General features: G+C 68.6%; 18 protein-coding genes. 6 read left to right on the top strand and 12 right to left on the bottom strand.

Annotated elements, in window-relative coordinates:
* The first annotated feature begins 246 nt into the window (after nucleotides 1-246).
* The 4 genes from IT359_02340 (at nucleotide 247) to IT359_02325 (ending at nucleotide 5715) form a co-directional block, all read left to right on the top strand.
* Nucleotides 247-1443, top strand: coding sequence for a histidinol-phosphate aminotransferase family protein (locus IT359_02340; protein MCC6927807.1), 1197 nt, complete (start codon nucleotides 247-249; stop codon nucleotides 1441-1443).
* Nucleotides 1444-1602: 159 nt separating this feature from the next.
* Complete coding sequence (locus IT359_02335; GenBank protein MCC6927806.1) at nucleotides 1603-2850, top strand: amidohydrolase family protein; 1248 nt, start codon at nucleotides 1603-1605, stop codon at nucleotides 2848-2850.
* Nucleotides 2850-4130, top strand: coding sequence for an amidohydrolase family protein (locus IT359_02330; GenBank protein ID MCC6927805.1), 1281 nt, complete (start codon nucleotides 2850-2852; stop codon nucleotides 4128-4130). Before IT359_02335 ends, IT359_02330 begins: the two co-directional genes overlap by 1 nt.
* A 43-nt stretch (nucleotides 4131-4173) precedes the next feature.
* Nucleotides 4174-5715, top strand: a complete 1542-nt coding sequence (locus IT359_02325) for a CoA-acylating methylmalonate-semialdehyde dehydrogenase (GenBank protein MCC6927804.1) — start codon at nucleotides 4174-4176, stop codon at nucleotides 5713-5715.
* Nucleotides 5716-5770: 55 nt separating this feature from the next.
* Here IT359_02325 and IT359_02320 read toward each other — a convergent pair whose 3' ends face one another.
* From IT359_02320 to IT359_02310, 3 genes are all read right to left on the bottom strand, one after another.
* Nucleotides 5771-7708 carry an NAD(P)-binding protein gene (locus IT359_02320; protein MCC6927803.1) on the bottom strand — a complete coding sequence of 646 codons (1938 nt, stop codon included), beginning with the start codon at nucleotides 7706-7708 and terminating at the stop codon, nucleotides 5771-5773.
* Nucleotides 7709-7778: 70 nt separating this feature from the next.
* A complete protein-coding gene (locus IT359_02315) occupies nucleotides 7779-9032 on the bottom strand; it encodes a P1 family peptidase (protein ID MCC6927802.1) in 1254 nt (417 codons plus the stop codon).
* 126 nt (nucleotides 9033-9158) lie between these two features.
* The gene (locus IT359_02310; GenBank protein MCC6927801.1) at nucleotides 9159-10478 is read right to left on the bottom strand and encodes an aspartate aminotransferase family protein; all 1320 of its coding nucleotides are present in this window, start codon (nucleotides 10476-10478) and stop codon (nucleotides 9159-9161) included.
* A gap of 214 nt (nucleotides 10479-10692) precedes the next feature.
* Here IT359_02310 and IT359_02305 point away from each other — a divergent pair, with 214 nt between their 5' ends.
* Nucleotides 10693-11790: a membrane dipeptidase gene (locus IT359_02305; protein MCC6927800.1), complete on the top strand. Its 1098-nt coding sequence runs from the start codon at nucleotides 10693-10695 to the stop codon at nucleotides 11788-11790.
* A gap of 99 nt (nucleotides 11791-11889) precedes the next feature.
* Here IT359_02305 and IT359_02300 read toward each other — a convergent pair whose 3' ends face one another.
* Both IT359_02300 and IT359_02295 read right to left on the bottom strand, forming a co-directional pair.
* Complete coding sequence (locus IT359_02300) at nucleotides 11890-12663, bottom strand: hypothetical protein (GenBank protein MCC6927799.1); 774 nt, start codon at nucleotides 12661-12663, stop codon at nucleotides 11890-11892.
* 147 nt (nucleotides 12664-12810) lie between these two features.
* The gene (locus IT359_02295) at nucleotides 12811-13428 is read right to left on the bottom strand and encodes a helix-turn-helix domain-containing protein (GenBank protein ID MCC6927798.1); all 618 of its coding nucleotides are present in this window, start codon (nucleotides 13426-13428) and stop codon (nucleotides 12811-12813) included.
* Between the two features lie 205 nt (nucleotides 13429-13633).
* On the opposite strand from IT359_02295, the gene IT359_02290 reads away from it, so the two are divergent.
* A complete protein-coding gene (locus IT359_02290) occupies nucleotides 13634-14167 on the top strand; it encodes a DUF4142 domain-containing protein (GenBank protein MCC6927797.1) in 534 nt (177 codons plus the stop codon).
* A gap of 91 nt (nucleotides 14168-14258) precedes the next feature.
* Here IT359_02290 and IT359_02285 read toward each other — a convergent pair whose 3' ends face one another.
* The 7 genes from IT359_02285 to IT359_02255 all read right to left on the bottom strand — a co-directional run bounded on the left by IT359_02285 (nucleotide 14259) and on the right by IT359_02255 (nucleotide 21330).
* The gene (locus IT359_02285) at nucleotides 14259-14480 is read right to left on the bottom strand and encodes a (4Fe-4S)-binding protein (protein MCC6927796.1); all 222 of its coding nucleotides are present in this window, start codon (nucleotides 14478-14480) and stop codon (nucleotides 14259-14261) included.
* Nucleotides 14481-14664: 184 nt separating this feature from the next.
* On the bottom strand, nucleotides 14665-16794 hold the full coding sequence (locus IT359_02280; GenBank protein ID MCC6927795.1) for an acetate--CoA ligase family protein: 2130 nt from the start codon (nucleotides 16792-16794) through the stop codon (nucleotides 14665-14667).
* A 161-nt stretch (nucleotides 16795-16955) separates the two neighbouring features.
* On the bottom strand, nucleotides 16956-17387 hold the full coding sequence (locus IT359_02275; protein MCC6927794.1) for a hypothetical protein: 432 nt from the start codon (nucleotides 17385-17387) through the stop codon (nucleotides 16956-16958).
* Nucleotides 17388-17452: 65 nt separating this feature from the next.
* The gene (locus IT359_02270) at nucleotides 17453-19294 is read right to left on the bottom strand and encodes an alpha/beta fold hydrolase (GenBank protein ID MCC6927793.1); all 1842 of its coding nucleotides are present in this window, start codon (nucleotides 19292-19294) and stop codon (nucleotides 17453-17455) included.
* 146 nt (nucleotides 19295-19440) lie between these two features.
* On the bottom strand, nucleotides 19441-19899 hold the full coding sequence (locus tag IT359_02265; protein ID MCC6927792.1) for a GNAT family N-acetyltransferase: 459 nt from the start codon (nucleotides 19897-19899) through the stop codon (nucleotides 19441-19443).
* 8 nt (nucleotides 19900-19907) lie between these two features.
* Nucleotides 19908-20132, bottom strand: coding sequence for a hypothetical protein (locus tag IT359_02260; protein ID MCC6927791.1), 225 nt, complete (start codon nucleotides 20130-20132; stop codon nucleotides 19908-19910).
* A 163-nt stretch (nucleotides 20133-20295) separates the two neighbouring features.
* A complete protein-coding gene (locus tag IT359_02255) occupies nucleotides 20296-21330 on the bottom strand; it encodes a zinc-binding dehydrogenase (protein MCC6927790.1) in 1035 nt (344 codons plus the stop codon).
* Between the last annotated feature and the right edge of the window lie 7 nt (nucleotides 21331-21337).

Below are 21337 nucleotides of genomic sequence, written 5' to 3'. Positions count from 1 at the left end.
CCCCGTTGATTCCCCGAAATCAACTCTCGGGCCAATCCGTAACACGTTGCGGCATCACTACTTGCGAAAGCGGTTTGCCCGGTCACTCGTGCCGGAAGCCGATTCGGGGACGGGCGATGCGCTTCGGCGTCTCTTCGCCCCCCGAGTTCGAGCGCGCATTCGTCGCCATGAGCGATCCCGATCCGTACATTCGCACCGTCGCTCGCCGCCCCTGCCGCCCTCGCTCGCACTCGACCGCCCGCGCCGATGACTCGTTCACGCCGCTCCTTCCTCTCCTCGATCGGCGCCGCTGGCGCCGGCGCGCTCGCCTTTCCGCTCACGCTCCCCGCCGCATCGCACGCCACACCGGCGCTGCAATGGCTCACCGCGCGCGGGACCGAAGGGCGCCATGGCGAGCCGAACGCGTTGGGCGCACGGCACTCGAGTGACAGTGCCGCTGACCTCATCCTGCTCAACTCGAATGAGAACCCGTATGGCCCCTCGTCAAACGCAATCGACGCGGTGATGCGGATGTTCGGTGTCGCCGCGCGCTATCCCGACACCCCTGAAGACGAAATGCGCGAGGCGATCGCCGCGCACCACCAAGTCAAGGCAGAGTCGGTGATCCTGGGATGCGGTTCTACCGAGATCCTCGCCTTCATCACACAAGCGCTCACCTCGAAGACTCAGCGACTGTTGACGGTGGCGCCAACCTTCGAGACGCCGCGCGACGTCGCCGTGCGCAACGGGACACCGTTCGAGGAACTCGTGGTCGACGGATCGCTGCGCATCAACCTGCCGGCGATGGTGGACCGGTGCCGCGACGCCGGGCTGATCTTCATCTGCAACCCGAACAATCCGACGGGGACGATGCACGGGATCGCCGACCTCCTGCGCTTCGTGGGACAGGTCAATGCACGCTCACCCGAGTCGACGGTGCTGGTCGACGAGGCGTACTTCGAGTATGTGGACGACCCGGCGTACGGCTCGGCGATCCCCGAGGCGGTGCGGAACCCGCGCCTCCTCGTCAGCCGCACCTTCTCCAAGGTGTACGGGATGGCCGGGATCCGCGCCGGTTACGCCATCGGGCACCCGGAGACGATCCGCCGGCTGCAACCCTGGCGCACGCCAAGCGGGATCAGCGCCTTTGCCGCAGCCGCGGCGATGGCATCGCTCGAGGCACTGGACCACGTGGAGCGCCAGCGTGTGCTCAACACGCAGGTGCGCACCTTCTCGATGAATGCGATGCGGGAGCTTGGCTTCACCGTGGTCCCCTCGCACGCCAACTTCTTCCTCACCGACATCCGGCGCGACCCGATGGCGTTCCGGGCGGCGATGCGCGCGCGCGGCGTTGCGGTGGGGAGAGCCTTCCCGCCGCTCACGACGTACACGCGCCTGTCCGTGGGGACGATGGAAGAGATGCAGAAGGCGATGGCGATCGCCGCCGAGGTGCTCAGGGGGTGAGGGGGTGACGTGGGGTGCGGTGCGGTGAGCTGAGGTGAGGTGAGGTGAGGTGAGGTGACACGGGGTGACCTGCGGAACGCGCCGCCGTGCCGAACCCCTTGCCGAGGCGCTCCGCGTGGCGCCTCTTTAGCCGCTCATGCCCTGCCCCGGAGTCCTGCCGTGAGAATCGTTAGGCCTGGCGCGCCGTGTCGCGCCGTCATCGCCGGTGCCGTCGCCCTGGTGGCCGGCGCAGGTGGCATCGTTGGCCACGCCGCGCCAGCCCTCGCCCAGGATGTGCTCGCGGTGCGCGGCGCCACGGTGCACACCGCCGCCGGCGCCCCCATCGCCAACGCCACCATCGTCGTCCGCGGGGGGAAGATAGCCGCGGTGGGGCGCGACGTGGCGGTGCCGTCAGGAGCAACGATCATCGATGCGTCAGGCAAGGTCATCATCCCGGGGATGATCGACGAGCACTCGCATATCGGCGCGCGCCCCACGGACCTCAACGACCGCCCGATGATCATCGGGCCGCAGCATCGCTTTCTCGATGCGCTCGACCTGGGCGATCCCGACTGGAAAGATGCGGCGAGCGGTGGGGTGACCACCGTGATCACGGGGCCGGGGAGCGGCGAGAATGTTTCGGGCCAGGCGATCGTGATCAAGACGTTCGGTGACGACCTCTCGCGCCGCCTCATCACCGAGAAGGGGGGGATGAAGTTCGCCATGGGCCCCAAGCGAAACGACGCTTATCCGTCGACCGCGATGGGGGTGGCAGCCAACCTGCGCCAGTATCTCATCAAGACGCAGGAGTACACGGCGTCATGGAAGAAGTGGGAGGACGGCGGGAAGCAGGGGAACGCGCCGGCGCGCGACCTGGGCTACGAGGCCATGGCCGAGGTGCTGGCGAAGCGGCTGCGCGTGCGCGCGCACGTGCACGCCGCCACCGACGTGATGACGCTGCTGCGCCTCAAGGACGAATTCGGCTTCGACCTCACCCTGCACCACTCGACCGAGGCCTACAAGGTAGCGCCGGAGATCGCCAAACGCGGCGTGAGCGCGGTGGTGCTCCCGTTAGGCCCGCGCATCGGCGTGACGGACGACGCGATGGCCGGCCCGGTCACGCTGTGGAAGGCCGGGGTGAAGATCGCGCTGCATACCGACCACCCGGTGATCAACCAGAAGTGGCTGCGACTCTGCGCCGCACTGGCCATTCGCTACGGCCTTCCCGAGGACGAGGCGCTCAAGGCCGTCACGCGCAACGTGGCAGAGATCGCCCGCGTGGGCGATCGCGTGGGGAGCATCGAAGTCGGGAAGGACGCCGACTTCGTGGTGATGAACGGCACCTGGTACGAACCATCGACGCGCGTCGACCTGGTGTTCGGCGACGGCAAGGTCATCTACGATCGTTCGCGCGCGGAGGTGAAGTGATGACTCGTTCTCGCATGTGTGGCGCGCTACTCGTCGTTTGTGTGGCGGCCGGCCTCCCCATGGGCTCGCCGCTCGCGGCGCAGGAACGCGCCGTCGCCTTGCGCGGCGGCACGGTGATCCCGGTCGACGGCGCGCCGATTCCCAACGGGACGGTGGTGATGCGCGGCGGGAAGATCGTGGCGGTCGGCGCCAACGTGGCGATCCCCGCGGGCTCCGATGTGGTGGACGTCCGCGGGAAGTACGTCCTCCCGGGGCTGGTGGACGCGATGACGTCGCTGGGGCTGGGCGCGAGTGACCTCAACGAACCATCTGACCCTATCGCCCCGCAGCTGCGGGTCTTCGAGGCGTACAACCCGTTCGGTACGTTCGGCGGAGGGAAGCCGGGACCGCTGGTGAACCATGAGATCCTGGGCGGAGGCGTCACGACGATGTACATCGCCCCCGCCGACGGCGCGCTGATTGGCGGGCAAGGCGCCGTCGTGAAGACGGCAGGTGCAACGCTGTCGGCGCTGGTGGTCCGCGAGCCGGCCTCGATGGACATCACCCTTGGCGAGCCGCCCAAGTCGGCGGCTCGGCAGCGGCAGCGCGACCCGGCCACGCGCATGGCCGAGGTGGCCATGATCCGCCAGGCGCTGATCCGCGCGCAGGAATACGACCGAAACAAGGGCGCCAACTCCGCGCTCGCCCGCGACTTGGGCATGGAGGCGTTAGGCAGGCTGCTCAAGCGCGAGTTCCCGGCGCGCATCCAGGCCACCAGCGCCGTCGACATCCGGAGCGCACTCGCGCTGGCACGCGAGTTCGGCCTGGACCTGGTGCTCGACGGCGCCGCATCGGCGCAGCAATACCTCGACACGCTCGCCGCCCGGAAGATTCCCGTGGTGCTGGGGCAGGTGTCGCACCAGTTCGTGAGCAACGAGGAGATCCCCGACCGCAGCGACTATCCCCCGGTGGACGAGTCGACCGCGGCCAAACTGGTGAAGGGGGGCGTGAAGACGGCGATTGCGTCGTTCTCGCGCGCCTTCGGGACGCTGGCCCCGTCCGGATCGAGCAAGTGGCTCCTCATCGACGCCTCGGTGGCGGCTGGCTACGGTCTGTCGGAGGGCGACGTGCTCCGGACGGTGACGCTGACACCGGCCGAGATCCTGGGGGTCGCCGACCGTGTGGGCTCGCTCACAGTGGGCAAGGACGCCGACGTGATCGTGCTCGACGGCCCGCCGCTCTCGGTGAGGAGCTGGGTGACGCGTGCCTACATTAATGGAGAGCTGGTGCACCAACGGTAGCAACCGGGGCCGTGCCCCACCCGAGGATGACATGACCGTCACGATGATCAAGCCCGACGCCACGAGCGAGTCCGACGATGCGATCCCGTTCGTCCATCACTTCGTCGCGGGGGTGCGCCACCTGCCGGCAGTTGAGCGTTGGGGTGGAGTGTGCGACCCGTCGACCGGAACGCAGTCGGCGGCCGTCCCCTTCGCGACGCCGGGCGACGTGGACGCGGCGGTGCGCAACTCGCTGGCGGCCTTCGCCGAGTGGGGGAGCTGGTCGGCGCTGAGGCGCGCGCGCGTGATGTTCCGCTTCAAGGAGCTGATCGAGCAGCACATCGACGAGCTGGCTCGGCTCATCTCCAGCGAGCACGGCAAGGTCTTCCTGGATGCGAGGGGCGAGGTGCAGCGCGGGCTCGAGGTGGTCGAGTTCTGCTGCGGCGTGCCGCACCTCATGAAGGGCGAGTTCTCGGATACGGTGTCGACGGGGATCGACTCCTACTCGCTGCGCCAGCCGTTAGGCGTGGCCGTGGGCGTCACGCCGTTCAACTTCCCGGTGATGGTCCCGCTCTGGATGCTCGCGCCGGCCATTGCCAGCGGGAACTGCTTCATCCTCAAGCCGTCGGAGAAGGACCCCTCGGCGCCGGTGCGGCTGGCGGAGCTGCTGGTGCAGGCCGGTGCCCCTCCCGGCGTGCTGAATGTCGTACACGGCGACAAGGTGGCGGTGGACGCGCTCATCACGCATCCCGACGTCGCCGCGGTATCGTTCGTTGGGTCGACACCAATTGCGAGGTACATCTACGGCACCGCCGCCGATCACGGGAAGCGCGTGCAGGCCATGGGCGGGGCGAAGAACCACCTGATCGTGATGCCCGACGCCGACCTGGACATGGCGGTGGATGCGCTGATGGGGGCGGCGTACGGCTCTGCGGGCGAGCGGTGCATGGCGATCTCGGTGGCGGTCCCCGTTGGCGCCGCGGTCGCGGAGGCACTCGTCGCGCGGCTGGCGGAGCGCGTGCGGGCGCTCAAGGTGGGCCCCTCGCTTGCCGACGGGATGGAGATGGGGCCGCTGGTGACCGCGGCGCACCACGAGCGCGTGAGCGGCTACATCGCGTTAGGGGTCGAGGAAGGGGCGTCGCTGGTGGTGGACGGGCGCGACTTCCGCGTGCACGACGGTGCCCATGACGGCGGCTACTTCCTGGGTGGGTGCCTCTTCGACCAGGTGACACCGTCGATGCGCATCTACCGGGAAGAGATCTTCGGGCCGGTCCTGTGCGTGGTACGCAGCGAGTCGTTCGAGGAGGCGCTGGGGCTCGCCAACTCGCATGAATTCGGCAACGGCGTCTCGATCTACACACGAGATGGCGACACCGCGCGCGAGTTCGTGAACCGCGTGCAGGTCGGGATGGTGGGAGTGAACATCCCGATCCCCGTCCCGCTGGCGTACTACTCGTTTGGCGGGTGGAAGGCGTCGGCGTTCGGCGACCACAACCAGCACGGGATGGATGGCATCCGCTTCTACACGAAGGTGAAGACGGTCACGAGCCGCTGGCCGAAAGGGATTCGCGCCGGGTCGGAGTTCGTGATGCCGACACTGAAGTAGAGGACGAGAAGACGAGAAGACGAGAAGACGAGGTTGATCGGTGGCGCGGGGGTACTCAACTCGACGTACGCAGTTCCGCTACCGCGCGCCAGGCCTCATCGATCGCTGAGTCGGTGTAGGCGTAGGCGCCGGCGTCCGAGTTGGCAATCGTTATGCGACCCACCGGTTGGCGGCCGATCTCGCACGGCGACTCACCGGTGGGCCAGACGGGATCCCAGAGCGAGTTGTACTCGTAGGCGTAGCCGTGCGACCAGCGGTTCACGGTGATCGCGGCGATGTCGCGCGCGGGGTCGAAGCCGGCGGGGCCGAGCATGCGGGCGAGCTGCTCACGTACCTGACGCTCGTACGTCGCGTATGGCGTGGCGAGAAGTTCGCCGCGACCGGCGCGCTGCTGGTCGCGCACCGGGAGGCCGGGAACGCACGAGGCGCGGTGCATCGTCACCACCACGGGCTCGGCCGACGACTGCGCATAGTGGTAGCCGCCGATGCTCACGGGAAAGTCCAACGACGTGTCGAAGTAGTAGGCGGCCGGGGCAAAGATCGAGTGGACCTTGGCCTTCTCCAGCGCCGTCCAGTTGCGCAGCGCGACGTTAGTGTAGAGGAGCGGCACCTTGGACCCGTACTTGAGTGCCGCCGCCTGCCGCGTCCCGACCTCGGGGAGGATGTGCGGGATGACGCCGTTCCAGCAGGCCATGACGCAGCGCCCTCCTTTCACCCGCTCGGCGCGACCGTTGCGCACGTAGGTGACCTCGACGCCCGCTGCGGCGTTGCGCGCGTGCACGACGGTCGAGGAGAGCCGGATGCGCACCCTGGCGGTGGGGCGGTCGAGCGTGGCGTAGTTGGCGCGCGCCCCAACGACGTCGAACATGGTACGCCCGGGGAGGCTGCCCGGCACGAGCGCACGGACGAGGAGGCGCGCGATGGTGGCGTTGCCGTCGGGGAAGTGGAAGATGTACGGCTCGTCGCTCGCGTGGAGGATCGCCGAGCGTCCCATCCCGGGCCCGGGCGTGTCATCGAGCCCTAACGCGGCAAAGCCGGGCAGGTCGAGCGGGACGCAATCGCCCGCCGGCACGGCGTCGATGCCGACGCCGAACAGGTCGTAGGTGAAACCCTGGAAGTAGGCGAGCGCCCCCTGGGACAGGTGACAGTGGCGCGTGAGGTAGTCGGCATAGCTCGTGCGGGCGAGGAGCGCCTTCTTCTCCGCGATCGTGCGCCCGGTGAGGTAGTCCCTGGGCGCCACGAAGAGCTGCGCGATCTCCTTCTTGACCGCGTCGGTGAGCGGCGTGCGCGCGAAATACGCCGTGATGGGCTCTCCCTCGTGGCGCGACACCAGCACATCGCGCCCGAACTTCTCCTTGTTGAAGAAGACCGCCTCGCCCATCCCACGCTTCTGGAAGAACTCCTGGTCGTACGCCTTGTAGAAGGCTTGCGTATCGATGCCGAGGTCGCGGAGGAGCTTGCCTGCGACGGGCGAGTACTTCGAGGGCGTATCGATCGATTGCGTCCCGGCGTAGGAGAGCAACGTCCTGCCGTCGACGGTGAACTCGTTGCGACGCGCATGGCCGCCAAAGTCATCGTGATTGTCGAGAATGAGGATGCGCGAAGCGTTCCCATGCTTCTGGCGATAGAACCACGCCGCGCTCAGCCCCGAGATCCCGGCGCCGACGACGATGAGGTCGTACGTCTCCTTGAGGACGCTTGGGGTCGCCCACTCGCTGGGGGCCATACCGTCGCGCACGCGGTGTGCGTTCTCGAAGGCACCGTCGTGCGAGCCACGCAGCCCGGTCCTGGCCGGCGGGTAGTCGTCAGCAGCAACGGTCGCCGCGGCGCGCTGGCCAAGTGTTCCCTGTGCCAGGAGGTCGCGCGGCGACAGCGCGTGCAACGCCCCGAGCCCGATCGCGACTCCGTTGAGGAAGTCGCGTCGGTCGATCGCCCGGTCGAGCCCCAGGTCGCGATCGTCGCCAGTCGTTCCGGATTCAGGGTCGGCCTCCATGCACACCTCCGGCAGCCGCAATCGGGGACGAGCGATTGGCCGGCGCGCGCGCCGGCGTCTCCCGCCCCTGTTACTTCATCCGCCCGTACTTCCGCATCGCCGAGAGCATCCGGTCCACCGGCATGGCGTAGACGCGCAAGTCGTTCGCACCGGTCGTCGTCTCCGCCGCCAGCAGCGCGTTGGTGATGGCCGCCTCGGTGGCCTGTGCGGTGGCCTGGAAGAGCGGGGAGATGCGGTCGTTCGTGAGCATGGTGAGCGTCGTCGTGCTGTCCGACGACCAGCTCCGCGGATTGGCGGTCGAGAAGGCGATGAAGATGTCGCCCGAACCGTTGCCGCCAAACCCGCCCTGACGCCCGATCCCTAACGAGACGCGCGTCACGATGCGCTTGAGCTGGTGCGGCATCACGGGAGCATCGGTGGCGACCACGACGATGATCGATCCCTGCTCGGGCGCGGCGGCCGCGTCGTCGTTGCGCGAGTCGGGGTCGCTGCAACGGCGACGCGGGCCGCCCTCATTGATGGGCGTGTCGGGGCCAACCGCGAGGCACGCCGTGAGGTCGGGGATCTCCTCGCCCACCGGAACGCCGGCGATACGCAGGTCGCGACGCGAGCCGTAGTTGCACTGGACCAGGACCCCCACGGTGTAGCCGCCCTGGTTGGCCGGCAGGACGCGCGAAGCCGTCCCGATGCCGCCCTTGAAGCCATGACAGACCATCCCCGTCCCGCCGCCGACGACCCCTTCCCTGGGCAACCCGCTCGTGGCGTTGTCGAGCGCGGCAAAGACGTGCTCATCCTTCACGTGGAAGCCGTTGATGTCGTTCAACCCGCCATCGTACGTCTCGGCGACGACCGGGAGCCACCACGGCTGCAACGCGTTCTTGCGCGAGACTTCCCAACGGATGATTGCATCGCGCACCGTGCCGACCGAGTGCGTGTTGGTAATGGCGACCGGTCCCTCGAGGTAACCGCTCTCCTGCACCCAGGTGGTCCCCGTCATCTCGCCGTTGCCGTTGAGCGTGAACCAGGCGGCGAAGACGGGATCGTGGTTCTCCTTTCCGCGCGGGTGGACGACGGTGACGCCGGTACGCACGGGTCCCTTGCCGACCACCAACGGTCCGCTGCCGGACACCAGGGTCGTATGCCCCACCTCGACGCCCTTGACGTCGGTGATGGCATCGAGCGCGCCGGGGGTCCCGCCGATGGGGAGGGCAAGGTCGCGTTCGCGCGGCTTGCCCTGCGCGCCGGCGAGGGACGGCGTGGCGATGACGAGGGCAGCGGCCAGCGCGAGGCGGCGCGTTGCAGGTGACGGGATGCGACAGGTCATGGCTGGGCCCGGGAAAGGAAATCGCCGGGGAACATCGTCCCCGGCGATAGGTCCCGCCAGAGGGGCGGAACGGGTGCAGCGCGGGCGCCTGATGAGGCGCTCCGCGAGCTTTCCTGAGACGCGGCGCTATGCCAGGCGGTCGAGCGCCTTCCCCAGCTTGTCGACGATCTCGTCCACCTGCGACTGCTCGATGATGAGCGGCGGCGAGAGGGCGATGATGTCGGCCGTCGTGCGAATCAGAAGGCCGTTTCTGAAGCAATCGATGTGGCAGTCCATTGCCCGCGCCCCCACCGCGCCGGGGCGCGACTCCAGCTCGATGCCCGCGACCAACCCGAGGTTGCGAATGTCGATGACGCGCGGCTTCCCCCGAAGCGAGTGGATGGCCTGTTCCCAATACGGGGCGAGGTCGGCCGCGCGCTGGAAGAGCCCTTCCTCCTGGTAGATGTCGAGCGTGGCGAGGGCGGCGGCACAGGCCAGCGGATGCCCCGAGTAGGTGTACCCGTGGAAGAACTCGATGCCGGCGGCCGAGGCGTTGATGACGGTGTCGTAGATCGCGTGGCGGACGAAGACAGCCCCCATGGGGACGCTGCCGTTGGTGATCCCCTTGGCCACGGTCATGAGGTCGGGGATGACGCCGAAGTAGTCGGCGGCGAACGGGGCACCTAACCGCCCGAAGCCGGTGATGACCTCGTCGAAGATGAGCAGGATCCCGTGCTTGTCACAAATCGCGCGCAGCCGCTCGAGGTAGCCGATGGGCGGGACGAGCACGCCGGTCGACCCGGCCACCGGCTCGACGATCACCGCGGCGATCGTGTCGCCGCCGTGCTGCGCCGCGAGGTCCTCCAGGGCATCGGCGAGGTTGGCGCCGAGTGACGGCTGCCCCCGGCTGAAGAAGTTCTCGGCGATGCCGTGCGTATGCGGGAGGTGATCGACGTTAGGCAGCAGGTGATTGAGGTACGCCTGCCGGTTGGGGGCAATGCCGCCCACGGAGATCCCGCCAAAGCCCACGCCGTGATAGCCACGCTGCCGCCCCACCAGGCGCACGCGCTTGGTATCGCCTCGCGACTGGTGATAGGCAATGGCGATCTTGAGCGCCGAGTCGACCGCCTCGGAACCGGAGTTGGTGAAGAAGACGTGGTCGAGATCCCCGGGCAGATGTTCCGCCAGCCGCGTCGCCAGCTGGAACTGGAGCGGATGCCCGAGGTTGAAGCCCGGCGCGTAGTCGAGCGTGCGCGCGGTCTGCGCAATCGCCTCGACTATCTTCTCCCGGCCATGTCCCGCATTCACGCACCACAACCCGGCGGTTCCATCGAGGATGACGTTGCCATCGACGTCGGTGTAGTGCATCCCCTTGGACTGGGCCATGAGGCGCGGTGCCTTCTTGAACGCCTTGTTGGCGGTGAAGGGCATCCAGAGTTCGTCGAGGGAGAGGGCAGCGGAAGTCATGGGAGCAGAAGACGAGAAGACGAGAAGACGAGAGGACGAGGGTGTGTGAGGCACGGGGTTGAAGGTGCGGCGTGTGGAGCGCGCACGCTAGCGGGGGGAGATGCCTGATGGGCTCTCGCATCCAATGGTTGCGGTCCGCGCCCTCAGACCTGAGCTTCCCCACCACCACCGCCACTCTCGTCTTCTCGTCTTCTCGTCCTCTCGTCTTCTCGCCATGCGTCGTCGCTCCTTCCTCCTCGCCGCTGCCGCGGCAGCCGCCACCACCCGCCTCGGTGCGCAGCCGTCGGCCGCCGTCCCTCAACGCCGTCTGACGCGCGATGCGCGCCAGCAGCGGCGCGATACGCTGGTGATAGACGCCATGGGGGAGCTGAGGCCGGAGTACACGGACGAGATCCTGCGCGCGATGCTGCGAAGCGGGATGGACGCTATCACCATCACGCTCTGCGATCCCAAGCCGGAGGGCGATGAGGCGCTCGCTCTCGCGCTCGACTCGCTGGTCGAGACCGACAGGTACCTCGCCTCCCGCCCCGACCTCTTCATCAAGGCCACCACGGTCGCCGACATGGATCGCGCGCGGCGCTCAGGCAAGCTGGCGGTCTTCTATCTCTACCAGAACACGGTCCAGTTCGGGACGTCGCTCGACCGCATCGACCTCTTCCACCGGCTGGGGCTCCGCTCCTGCCAGATGACGTACAACACGAAGAATCACGTCGGTGTCGGCTGCTGGGAGCCGGGCGGGATCACGCCGTTCGGGCGACAGTCGGTGGCGCGCATGAACGAGCGACGCATGCTGATCGACCTCTCGCACGCCAACGCGCAGACGATGCGCGAGACGATTGCCGAGTCGAGGCAACCGGTGATCATCTCGCACACGGCGTGCATGGCGGTGCACGAGAACCGGCGGAACACGCCGGACGACGTGCTCAAGCAGCTGGCGGAACGCGGCGGGGTGGTGGGGATCTGCCAGATGCGCCCATTCCTCACGTCGAAGCGCGGGAAGGAGGCGCTCCCGACGTACTTCGACCACATCATGCACGCCATCGAGGTGGCGGGGGCCGAGCACGTGGGGATCGGGAGCGATCGCGACCATCGTGTCATCACGCTCTCACCCGAGTACGTGGCCGAGCTCAAGAAGGAGGAAGGCTCGCAGGTGCAAGACAACGAGCTTCCCTACTTCATCGACGAACTCAACGGCCCCTCGCGCATGGAGGTCGTGTGGGACGGCCTGGTGAAGCGGGGGCTCCCCGCTCGCGACGTGGAACGGGTGATGGGAGGGAACGTCTACCGCCTCTATCGCGACGTGATCGGCTAGGCGCCATCACGCCGCGCACTCGGCAGCCCCGCAGCGCGTCGCCGAGCGGGCGTCGCCGAGCGGGCGGCGCCGAGCGGGCGGCGCCGACCTGACGCACGCCTAACGCGGCGCCGACTGCGGGATGCCGGAGGTCGGCATCTCTTCCGTGCGGTCCTCGGCGAGCATCTCCGCGTCTTCCTGCTCCTCGCGCTTGACGACCTCGCGCTCGATCGCGTCGCGCTCGGCGCGGTAGCGCGCATACCACTCGCGCGTCACCTCGCCGGCCAGTTCGCGGTTGCCGAGCCCGAATGCCAAGGCCAGCGCGAGGGCCACGGCGCCAAAGAGGATCGCGAAGGCCGTGGTGACGATGTCGCTGGCGATGCCGAGTTCCTGCAGCGCCATGAAGACGGCCAGGACCACGACCATCCAACGCCCGATGCGCGCCAGCGTGGGGCCGCCCTGCACCGCTCCAGCAGACGCGAGGATGAGTCCGCCCGTGAACCGACCGAGGACGATGCCGACGATCAGGATGACGATCGCCGACATCAGCGACGGGATGTAGCCCACCAGCTCGGCGAAGACCGAGGCGAGCGACTCCATGCCTAACGCATTGGCCGCGACCATCAGGACCGCGAACATCACGAACCAGAAGAGCACCTTCCCCACCACGCGCGTGGGGTTGAAGTGCGTTCCGGTGCGCTCAACGGCATCCAGCACTCCGCCACGCTCGAGCCACTGGTTGAGGTGCAGCTTGCGGAGTAGACGCTCACTCCCCTTCTCCACCAGCTTCGCCACCAGGTAGCCGGCGAACAGGATGACCAGCGCCCCGGCGAGTGCAGGGACGATCTCGGCCAGCTGAGCGAACGAGTCCTGCAGGCGTTCGAGGAACGTCACGGAAGGGAGGCGGGAAGGTGCAGCTTTGTCGTGCGGGAGGCGGACTCGCCGACTCCGGCGACGGGCAATCTAACGCAACCGTTCGGAGCGTGGCGGCGCGGGCGCTGAGGGGCGCCCGTTTCGCCGCGAGCAGCCATCAGGCGGTTTCTAGGCCTTCTTCTCGCCGATGACAAAGCGGCAGCGCGGGCGCTCGCCGTGGTCGCAGCATTGCCGCGTCGGCTCTCCCGTCACATCGGCCACGAACGCCTCGACGGCGGTACAGACCTCCGGACGACTGGAAACCGCGCTGGCGAGCGGACATCCGTAGCCCTGGATGGTGAGGGCGCCGGGCGACGGCACGACTTCGACATCGCCTCCCATCGAGACCAGCGCCGACGCCGCGGCCTCAACGCGTTGCTCCCGAGTGCCGCGCGCCTCCCCGCCAGCCGCGCGCGCGAGGCGCTCGCCCACCGCCTTGAGGAGCGCCTGCGACGCGTTCGCCGGCAACGTGTCGACGAGCACCTCCACCAGCGCCACCAGCACCGCGGGATACGCCTTGGACAGGGCGACATCCGCCGCGGGATCCACGCCGTAGAGGACCGCCGGCTTCCCCGCTCCGGGGCTGCGGCGCCTCCCCTCGACCCGCACGAGCCCGTCGCGTTCGAGCGTCGCCAGGTGCGACCGAACGGAGTTGTCCGTGGTGCCGACCGCAGCCGCCAGTTCATCGACCGTGCGGTTTCCGCGTCGGAGCTGCGCCAGGATCATTCCGCGTGTTCCGCCTGCCATCGTCAAGCCTCAAGTCGTTGCGGTTGCTGTCTTTCGCTCCAGCGGGACGGGCAGTGTCGCGCTACGCGGAATATCGTCGACCGAGACAATTTGTCAAATAAGTCAAATAAATCATTGACTTATTGGTGTTCACGCTGAAGGTTCAGCGCACACTGATCGTTCGGCGATCGCACATCCTTTATCCCCCTCGCGTCGGAGAAGCCCCATGCTCATTCAATCCATTGCACTGGCCGCCACCGTCCTTCTGGCTCCCGCTGCACCACACTCGGTCACGCCCCCGCTCGACGACGCCACTATCGTGGCCATCTTCGACGCCGCCAACACCGCCGATATCGAGACCGGCAAGCTCGCCGCCGAGCGAGGGGCGTCGAAGGAGGTCCGCGCCTTTGGCGCAATGCTGGTGCACGATCACGAGCAGGTACGGCAGATGGGGCGCGACCTGGCCAGGAAGCTAGGCGTGACGCCGACCCCGCCGGCCGATGACACGGCTGCGCGTGCCCACGCAGCGGCCATGACCACACTGCGCGCGCTTCACGGGGCCGAATTCGATCGGGCCTTCCTTGCGCACGAGGAGTCGTTCCACGCCGGGGTGATCGCCGCGGTCAATTCGACGCTCCTTCCGGCCATCCAGAACGCGGAGTTGAAGGCGCTGGTGATCAAGGTGGCGCCGGCCTTCGAGGCACACCGGCGCGCGGCCGACGACATGGCCAAGCAGCTGGCGAGCAAGGCGGGGCAATGATCACCTGAGGTCCGAGCGTCGCACCGTTGCGGCTGACGGAAGCGGCATGCGCGGGCGACGGATGCCTCGTCCGTCGCCCCAACGCGCGCGGTTACTCCTCGCGGCGCACGCTCTGCAACGCCCCCGACGGACAGCGCGCCACCTGCGCGGCGATTGCCTCGGCCGAGTCGGCATCGACGTCGATCCACTTCTTGCGACGCACGTCAAAGACCGCCGGCAGTCCGCGCACGCAAATGCCGGTATGCCGGCAGATCGTCGGGTCGAAAGTGACGGTGATTCCCGGGCCGTCGTAGGTCTGTAGGCGAGTCCCCATGATCGACTCCTGTGGTTGCGCCGAGCCCAGCCGAGGGCGCGCATCGTGCGGATGTTCGCGACCTCGTGCCTCGTTCCTTGCCAACGTAACGGCGGGTCAATCGGCGCACCAGAATCGGCGGCGTAGGCCGAGCGCGGATGCGTTCGGCGCGGACCAACGTGGGCGACGTCGTGTGCCGTGCTCGCTACGGCCGCTGCAATTGCACGCGCGCGTCGACCGCCACCGCTCCCTGCGGCAGCGCGAGGAGGGGATTCACGTCCAACTCCTCGATCTCGGGGAAGTCGGCGGCGAGCTGACCCAGGCGGACAATCGCCTCGACGAGGGCCGCTTCGTCTGCCGGCGGCGCCCCACGCATCCCTTGCAGCACGCGCGCGGCGCGGATCCCGCGCACCATGTCCAGCGCCTGCGCATCGTCGACCGGGGCGACGCGGAAGACCACGTCCTGCATCGCCTCGACGAAGACACCGCCCAGTCCAAACATGAGGAGCGGCCCGAAGCGCGGGTCGCGCGTGATGCCCAGGATGGTTTCGCGGCCACCGCCAATCATCCGCTGCAGCACCACGCCCGCGACGCGGGCGTCAGGTGCAAGGGCGCGCGCGCGCGCGAGCATTTCCTGGTGCGCGGCGCGCAGCTCGTCGACATCGCCAATTCCCACGCGAACGCCGCCGACGTCGGTCTTGTGGGTGATGTCGGGCGAGTCGAGTTTCATGACGAGCGGATAGCCCACGCTCGCCGCCGCGTCGCCGAGGTCACCGTCGAGCGGGACGTGCCTAACGTGTGCCACCGGGATGCCGTACGTGTCGAGGAGGGCGATGGCCTCGTCCTGCGTGAGCGCCGTGCGTCGCTCCTCGCGCGCGCGCTGGACCAGCGACCGCGCTGCCTCGCGATTCACGCTCCGAAGCCGCGCCTGCGCGGCGGGACGTTCCTCCCATTCACGCTGGCGATCGAGGGCGTTGAGGGCGCGCGCTGCACTCTCGGGGAAGATGTAGGCCGGGATCCCCGCCGCGTGCAACTCGGCGCGACCCTGCGGCAGGCCCTTGAGTCCCATGAGGACGGCGAACATCGACTTTTCGGGATGCGTGGCCTGCGCGCTGACGATGGCTTCGGCCACATCTTCCTGCTTGACGCCGAACGGCGGGACGAAGATCGGGACGACGGCGTCGATGTTCGGGTCATCGAGAAATGCGGTGAGCGCCGCCTTGTAGCCGGCGGGGGTCGCCGACGCGATCATGTCGAGTGGATTGCGGATCGATGCTTCCGGCGGAAAGAGCGGGCGCAGCGCCGCCACGGTGGCCGGGCTGAGGTCGACGAGTTCGAGCCCCTGGTGCTCGAGCGCATCGGCGGCGAGGATCCCCGGGCCGCCGGCGTTGGTCAATACGGCGGTGCGGCGTGAGCGTGGGCGCAGCCGGGTACCGAAGGCCATCGCCATGTCGAAGAGGTCCTCGATCGAGTTGGCGCGCAGGACGCCGGCCTGTGTCAGCATGGCGTCGACGGCGGAGTCGCTCGCGGCGAGCGCCCCGGTGTGCGACGACGCGGCGCGTGCGCCGGCGTTGGAGCGCCCCGACTTCACGACGATGATCGGCTTGGACTTGGTGATGCGCGACGCCGTGGCGAGGAAGCGACGCGGATCGCCGAAGTTCTCCACGTACATCAGGATCACGCGAACGGCGGGGTCGTGCTCCCACTGCTCCAGGAGGTCGGTGCTGCCGATATCGGGCGAGTTGCCGATCGACACAAACTGTGATATGCCGATGCCGTACTCGCGGGCGTAGTCGAGGACGCTCATCCCCAGGGCGCCGGACTGCGAGACGAAGGCGGAGTGCCCGAACGGGGGCATGATGGGGGCGAAGGTCGCGTTCATCGCCACGGCGGGGTCGGCGTTGACCACCCCCATGCAGTTGGGGCCGATCATCCGCATCCCGTGGCGCCGCACGGTGGCCATGAGATCGCGCTCGAGCGCCACCCCGCTCCCCCCTACCTCGCGAAAGCCGGCGGTGATCACGATCAGCCCCTTCACCCCCGCGGCGCCACACTGCTCCGCCACCGCCAACGCCTGCTCCTTGGGGACCACGACGATCGCGGTGTCGACCGGTTCGGGGACATCGGCAATGGTCGGGTAGGCACGCACGGCTCGGATGGCGTGCGCCGTGGGATTCACCGGATAGACGGTGCCCGCGAAGCCGAAGTCGAGCAGGTTGGAGAGGATCTGGTGCCCCATGTTGCTCACGCGCGGCGAGGCGCCGATGACGGCGATGGTGCGTGGGGCGAGGAGCGGGGCGAGGTTGGCGCTGCGCGCGCGGTCCGGAGCGGTCATGTCGGAAGATACGAGTCGGGTGCGCGGGGAAGCTCGCTGCGGGGCGTGCACATCGGCATCGTGGAACTCCCGACATGGGAGACGTCGCGAGGCGACGGGAGACGTCGCGAGGCGACGGGAGACGTCGCGAGGCGACGCGAGGTGCCCGCCGCCGCTCGCTACTAACGGCGGCGCGTGGCGCGCTTGGTCGCGACAGCGGGGGAACGCGTCCTCGCCGGCGACTCCCCCTGCGCGAGCAGTTCCTTCGGCGCCATGCAGCGCCACGCCTCCTGCAGCAGGATACGCAAGTCGGCCGCTGTGACCTTCTCCAGCCTGACGAGGATTGCGGGGTAGCCGTTGTAGTGCGGTTCGGTGAAGAACTTCACGGGCTCGGCGGCGAGCAGGGTCTCCTTCTGCGCGAGGTTGGCGACGCGCACGGCGAGGACGCGCGGATTGGGGACACGCGCCTTCCTGGGATCGACGCGCTCGAGCCAGTCCCACGCGAAGCCCTTGGCCTTTCCCTTCACCATCACGGAGAACGCGAAGCGCCCCTCCCCTTCCGAGGCGCCCGGGAGCTTGAGCGCGATGCGACGAACGTCGCCCTGTGTCGCCATGAGAACCTCCCCTCGCGAGATGGTGCGGCTCGGTGAGAGATGCGCCGCGACACCCGTCGCCGCAACTACGACGGCACGGGTACGTGCTCGTTGATCCACCGGGCCGACGCGTCGAGCACGACGTCGCGCGCGTCGCGATGCGGCGTATGGCCAACGGTTGGGATCATCAGCGCGCGAACGGGCCCCGAGACTCCCTCGACAATTGCTCGGACCTGTGCTGGGGTGCCGTACTCGTCGCCTTCGCCCTGCACGGCGAGTAGGGACGCGACGACCTGCGGGAGCTCGCGGAGCATGTTCCAGTCGCGAAAGCCGGGATCGAGCCAGGTGTCGATCCACGCCGACGTGACACCATCGACCTTGTCGCCATGGTAGCGGACCAGACGCTCGCGGAGGTCGGTCGTGCGCAGCGCCTCGCGCGCCGCGCGAATACCGTCGAGCGAGAGTTCCTCCACGATGACGTGCGCTGCTTCGCTCACGATCGCCCGGATGCGCCCAGGGGCCTGCGCCGCCGCGTACAGCGCGATCGTCCCTCCGTCGCTGTGCCCGAAGAGGACGGCCGATTGAACGTCGAGCGCGTCGAGCAGGCGCAACAAGACGGTCCCTTCCTGCGCCAGGTAGTGCGGCGTGCGCGCTTCGCTGGGGAACGGTGCCGACTTGCCGTAGCCGCGCCGGTCATAGACGATGGCGTCGAGCCCGGTGCGGCGCGCCAATTCGGCGGGAAAGTCGCGCCATGTCTCCACGCACCCTAACGAGTCGTGCAGGAAGACCAGCACCGGTGCCCTCAGGTTCCCGGCCCCCCCGGGCGCCACGATCCCGTGCACGCGCAACGCCACGCCCTCGACGTCCACCGAGCGATCCCACCGCAGCCATTCGCCCGCGCCCTCCCGTTCCGCCGACTCCATCCGCTCGTCACTCACTCGTCCCCAGCCTTCGCTGGGGCAGGCTTCTCGTCCCCAGCCTTCGCTGGGGCAGGCCTCTCGTCCTCTCGTCCTCTCGTCCTCTTCCATCACGAGGTGCCCGCCCCACTCCGCCGGATCGACGTCCGCCACAGTCTGCGACAGCGTCCACGAATGGCCGAAGGGGTCCTTGAGCACTGCCTGGCGCTCGCCATACGGGTGTGTGGCGGGGGGCGTCACCCCGGCGGCGCCGAGTGCGATGGCGCGCGCGTAGGTGGCGTCGACATCGGCGACGCGCACCATCAGGGTGGCCGGCGGCCGTCCCGCGGACGGGTTCGACGACGCGTCCCAGGCGACGGCCACCACGGCCCCGTTCCCGATCGTCAGCTGCACACGGTGGCCGGGAATGCGCAAGCGCTCGCGACAGCCCAGGGCATCTCGCATCCAGGTCACCGCCCCGTCGACGTCGGGGTAGCTGCGCACGGGGATAAGCGTTGCCTCGGGAATGGAACGATTGGACGGGAGCGTCGGTGACGGCGCGCGAGAGTTTGCACCTGCCGACTCCAGCGTCCGCGCGAGATGGTCGAGGACCATTGGCCAGGCCTGCGCGTGCCGGTCGCGCGACTCGGCGCTGGCGAATCGATCGTGCGTGAGCGTGACGGTCGTCGATGGCGCTCCCGGCGCGGTCGACACGTCCCCAGGGTGGAGCCGGATCGTCACGACCGTCTCGGCACCTCCAGTACCGGCGCTCCCGGTGACCCAGGTGAGCGAGACCAGTGCATCCGGGATGAGTTGGAGGAAACGGCCGTAGTGCGGATGGCGCTGTCGCACGGTGCCGTCCTCGGCGCGTTGCGCGACCTCGAAGAAGAACGGGGCCCCAACGATGGCATGTATGCGCGCCGTGTCGGCCTCGCCGAACCAGTCGCTCCAACCGGTGGTGAAGGCGCGATAGAGCGTGGGGGCGTCGACTGTGAAGTCGCGCGTCACGGTCAGCGAGGGGTACTCGGCCATGCGTGGTGGGGTGAGCGGGACGGGGGAACGACACCGCCGGCGTCGAGGTCACGCGTGCGGATCGCGGCGATGAGCTGGCGCCTCGTCACGCGTCTCATGTCGACAAGCGGCGGCGGCGCGAGCGCCTTGCGTGGAGCGGCCATGGGTCAGAGTTCGCGGGTCATGATGGCATACGGCGCGCGCAGGAAGCCGTTGCGCGCATAGGCCTGCAGGGCGCGGGCATTCCCTTCGTGCGCGTACAGGCGCAGGTCGCGCGTCCCTGCGGCGCGCGCGGCGTCGGCCAGCGTGTCGAGCAGAAGCCCGACCAATCCGGTCCCGCGATGCGCCGGCTCGATGTAGAGGCTCTGCACCCACCAGTAGTCTGCCCCGTGAAAGTCGCTCCATTCGGTGACGATCGAGCTGTGCGCGACGACCGCCCCGTCGAGCGACTCGGCGACCCAGTACAGGGCACGCGCTGGTTCGGCGAAAGCCGCGGCGACGCCGCGCGCGATCGTCGAGCGATCGGGTGCGATCCCTTCCGATTCGCGCGCCTCGTCGGCCGTGAAGGCAACGATCGTCTCGACGTCGTCCGCGACCGCACGACGCACGCGATAGGGAACGCTCATGGAGGTCGCTAGTTCCGCGTCCCGCGCTTGACGTCGAAGATCACCGAGCGGTGGCACGACGGGCAGATGAACCACTCCCGCTTGCGGGCGTAGCCCAGCCCGAACGACCCGCCGCCGATGGAGCGCTGCGTCATCGTCACGGCACAGCGCGGGCACGTCGCCGTCCCGCCAGCCGCAACCGCAGCCCGCAGCGCCTTTTCCTCCTCGAGCGAAAACTTCGCTGCCTCAGTCACCGTTCGCCCGTCCCTTCTCGTCCCCAGCTTTCGCCGGGGCAGGCTTCTCGTCCCCAGCCTTCGCTGGGGCATGCTTCTCGTCCCCAGCTTTCGCTGGGCAGGCTTCTCGTCCCCAGCCTTCGCTGGGGCATGCTTCTCGTCTTCTCGAAGCAAGCAACGCGCATCAGATCTCGAGCACGACCTTCCCGAACTGCGCCCCCGACCCCAGGCGCTCGTACGCCGCCCGGCCATCGGCCAGCGCGTGCACCGAGTCGACGACGGCGCGGATCTTCCCCTCGGCGAACCATGCCGTCGCCGCGGCGAACTCCTCCTCGTTCCCCATGGTCGAACCCATGATCGTCCACTGGTTCCAGAAGAGGCGGCGCACGTCCATCTCCAGCCTGGGCCCCGAGGTGCCGCCGCAGGTCACGAGGCGCCCACGCTTGCCTAACGCGCCCAGCGACTGCGCCCACGTCTTCTCCCCCACGCTGTCGACCACCACGTCGACGCCGCGCTTGCCCGTGCGTGCGCGGATCTCCTTGCCCACGTCGCCCCGGGCATGGTTGATCACCTCGTCCGCGCCTAACGCCTTGGCACGCGCCAGCTTCTCGTCGCTCCCCGACGTGACCCAGGTGATGGCGCCGATCGACTTGGCTATCTGCAGCGCCTGCAGCGCCACGCCGCCACCGATGCCCCAGATGAGCACATGCTCGCCGGGTTCGAGGCGAGCACGGCTCACCAGCATGCGCCACGCGGTGAGCGTTGCCAGCGGAAAGGCGGCCGCCTCCGCGAACGGGATCCGGGGCGGGATAGGGGCCACGTACCACTCGGGGACGACGAGCTGTTCGCACAACGTCCCGGGGAAGTGTTCCCCCGCGATCCCGTAGTGAAGGCAGAGCGGCGAGTCGCCCGAGGTGCAGTACTCGCAGTGGCGGCAACTGCGCCCGGGATTGAGGACGACGTGATCGCCGACGCGGACCGAGGTGACCCCCGCCCCCACCGCCTCGACCACGCCTGCGCCGTCGGACCCGACCACCCAGGGCGGGGTGATCGTGATCCCGGGGAGCCCGCCCAGCATGAACATGTCCAGCCGATTGAGCGCCGCGGCCTTCATTCGCACCAGGACGTCGGTGGGTGAGGCGATGGTTGGCGCCGGCAGGTCGTCCCGGTACTGGAGCTGCTCGAGCCCCCCGTGGGCGGAGATGGTCAGGGCGCGCACTGGCTGC

The organism is Gemmatimonadaceae bacterium (genome assembly GCA_020852815.1).
Classification (GTDB): domain Bacteria; phylum Gemmatimonadota; class Gemmatimonadetes; order Gemmatimonadales; family Gemmatimonadaceae; genus SCN-70-22.
This window is presented reverse-complemented; position numbering and strand designations above follow the sequence as displayed.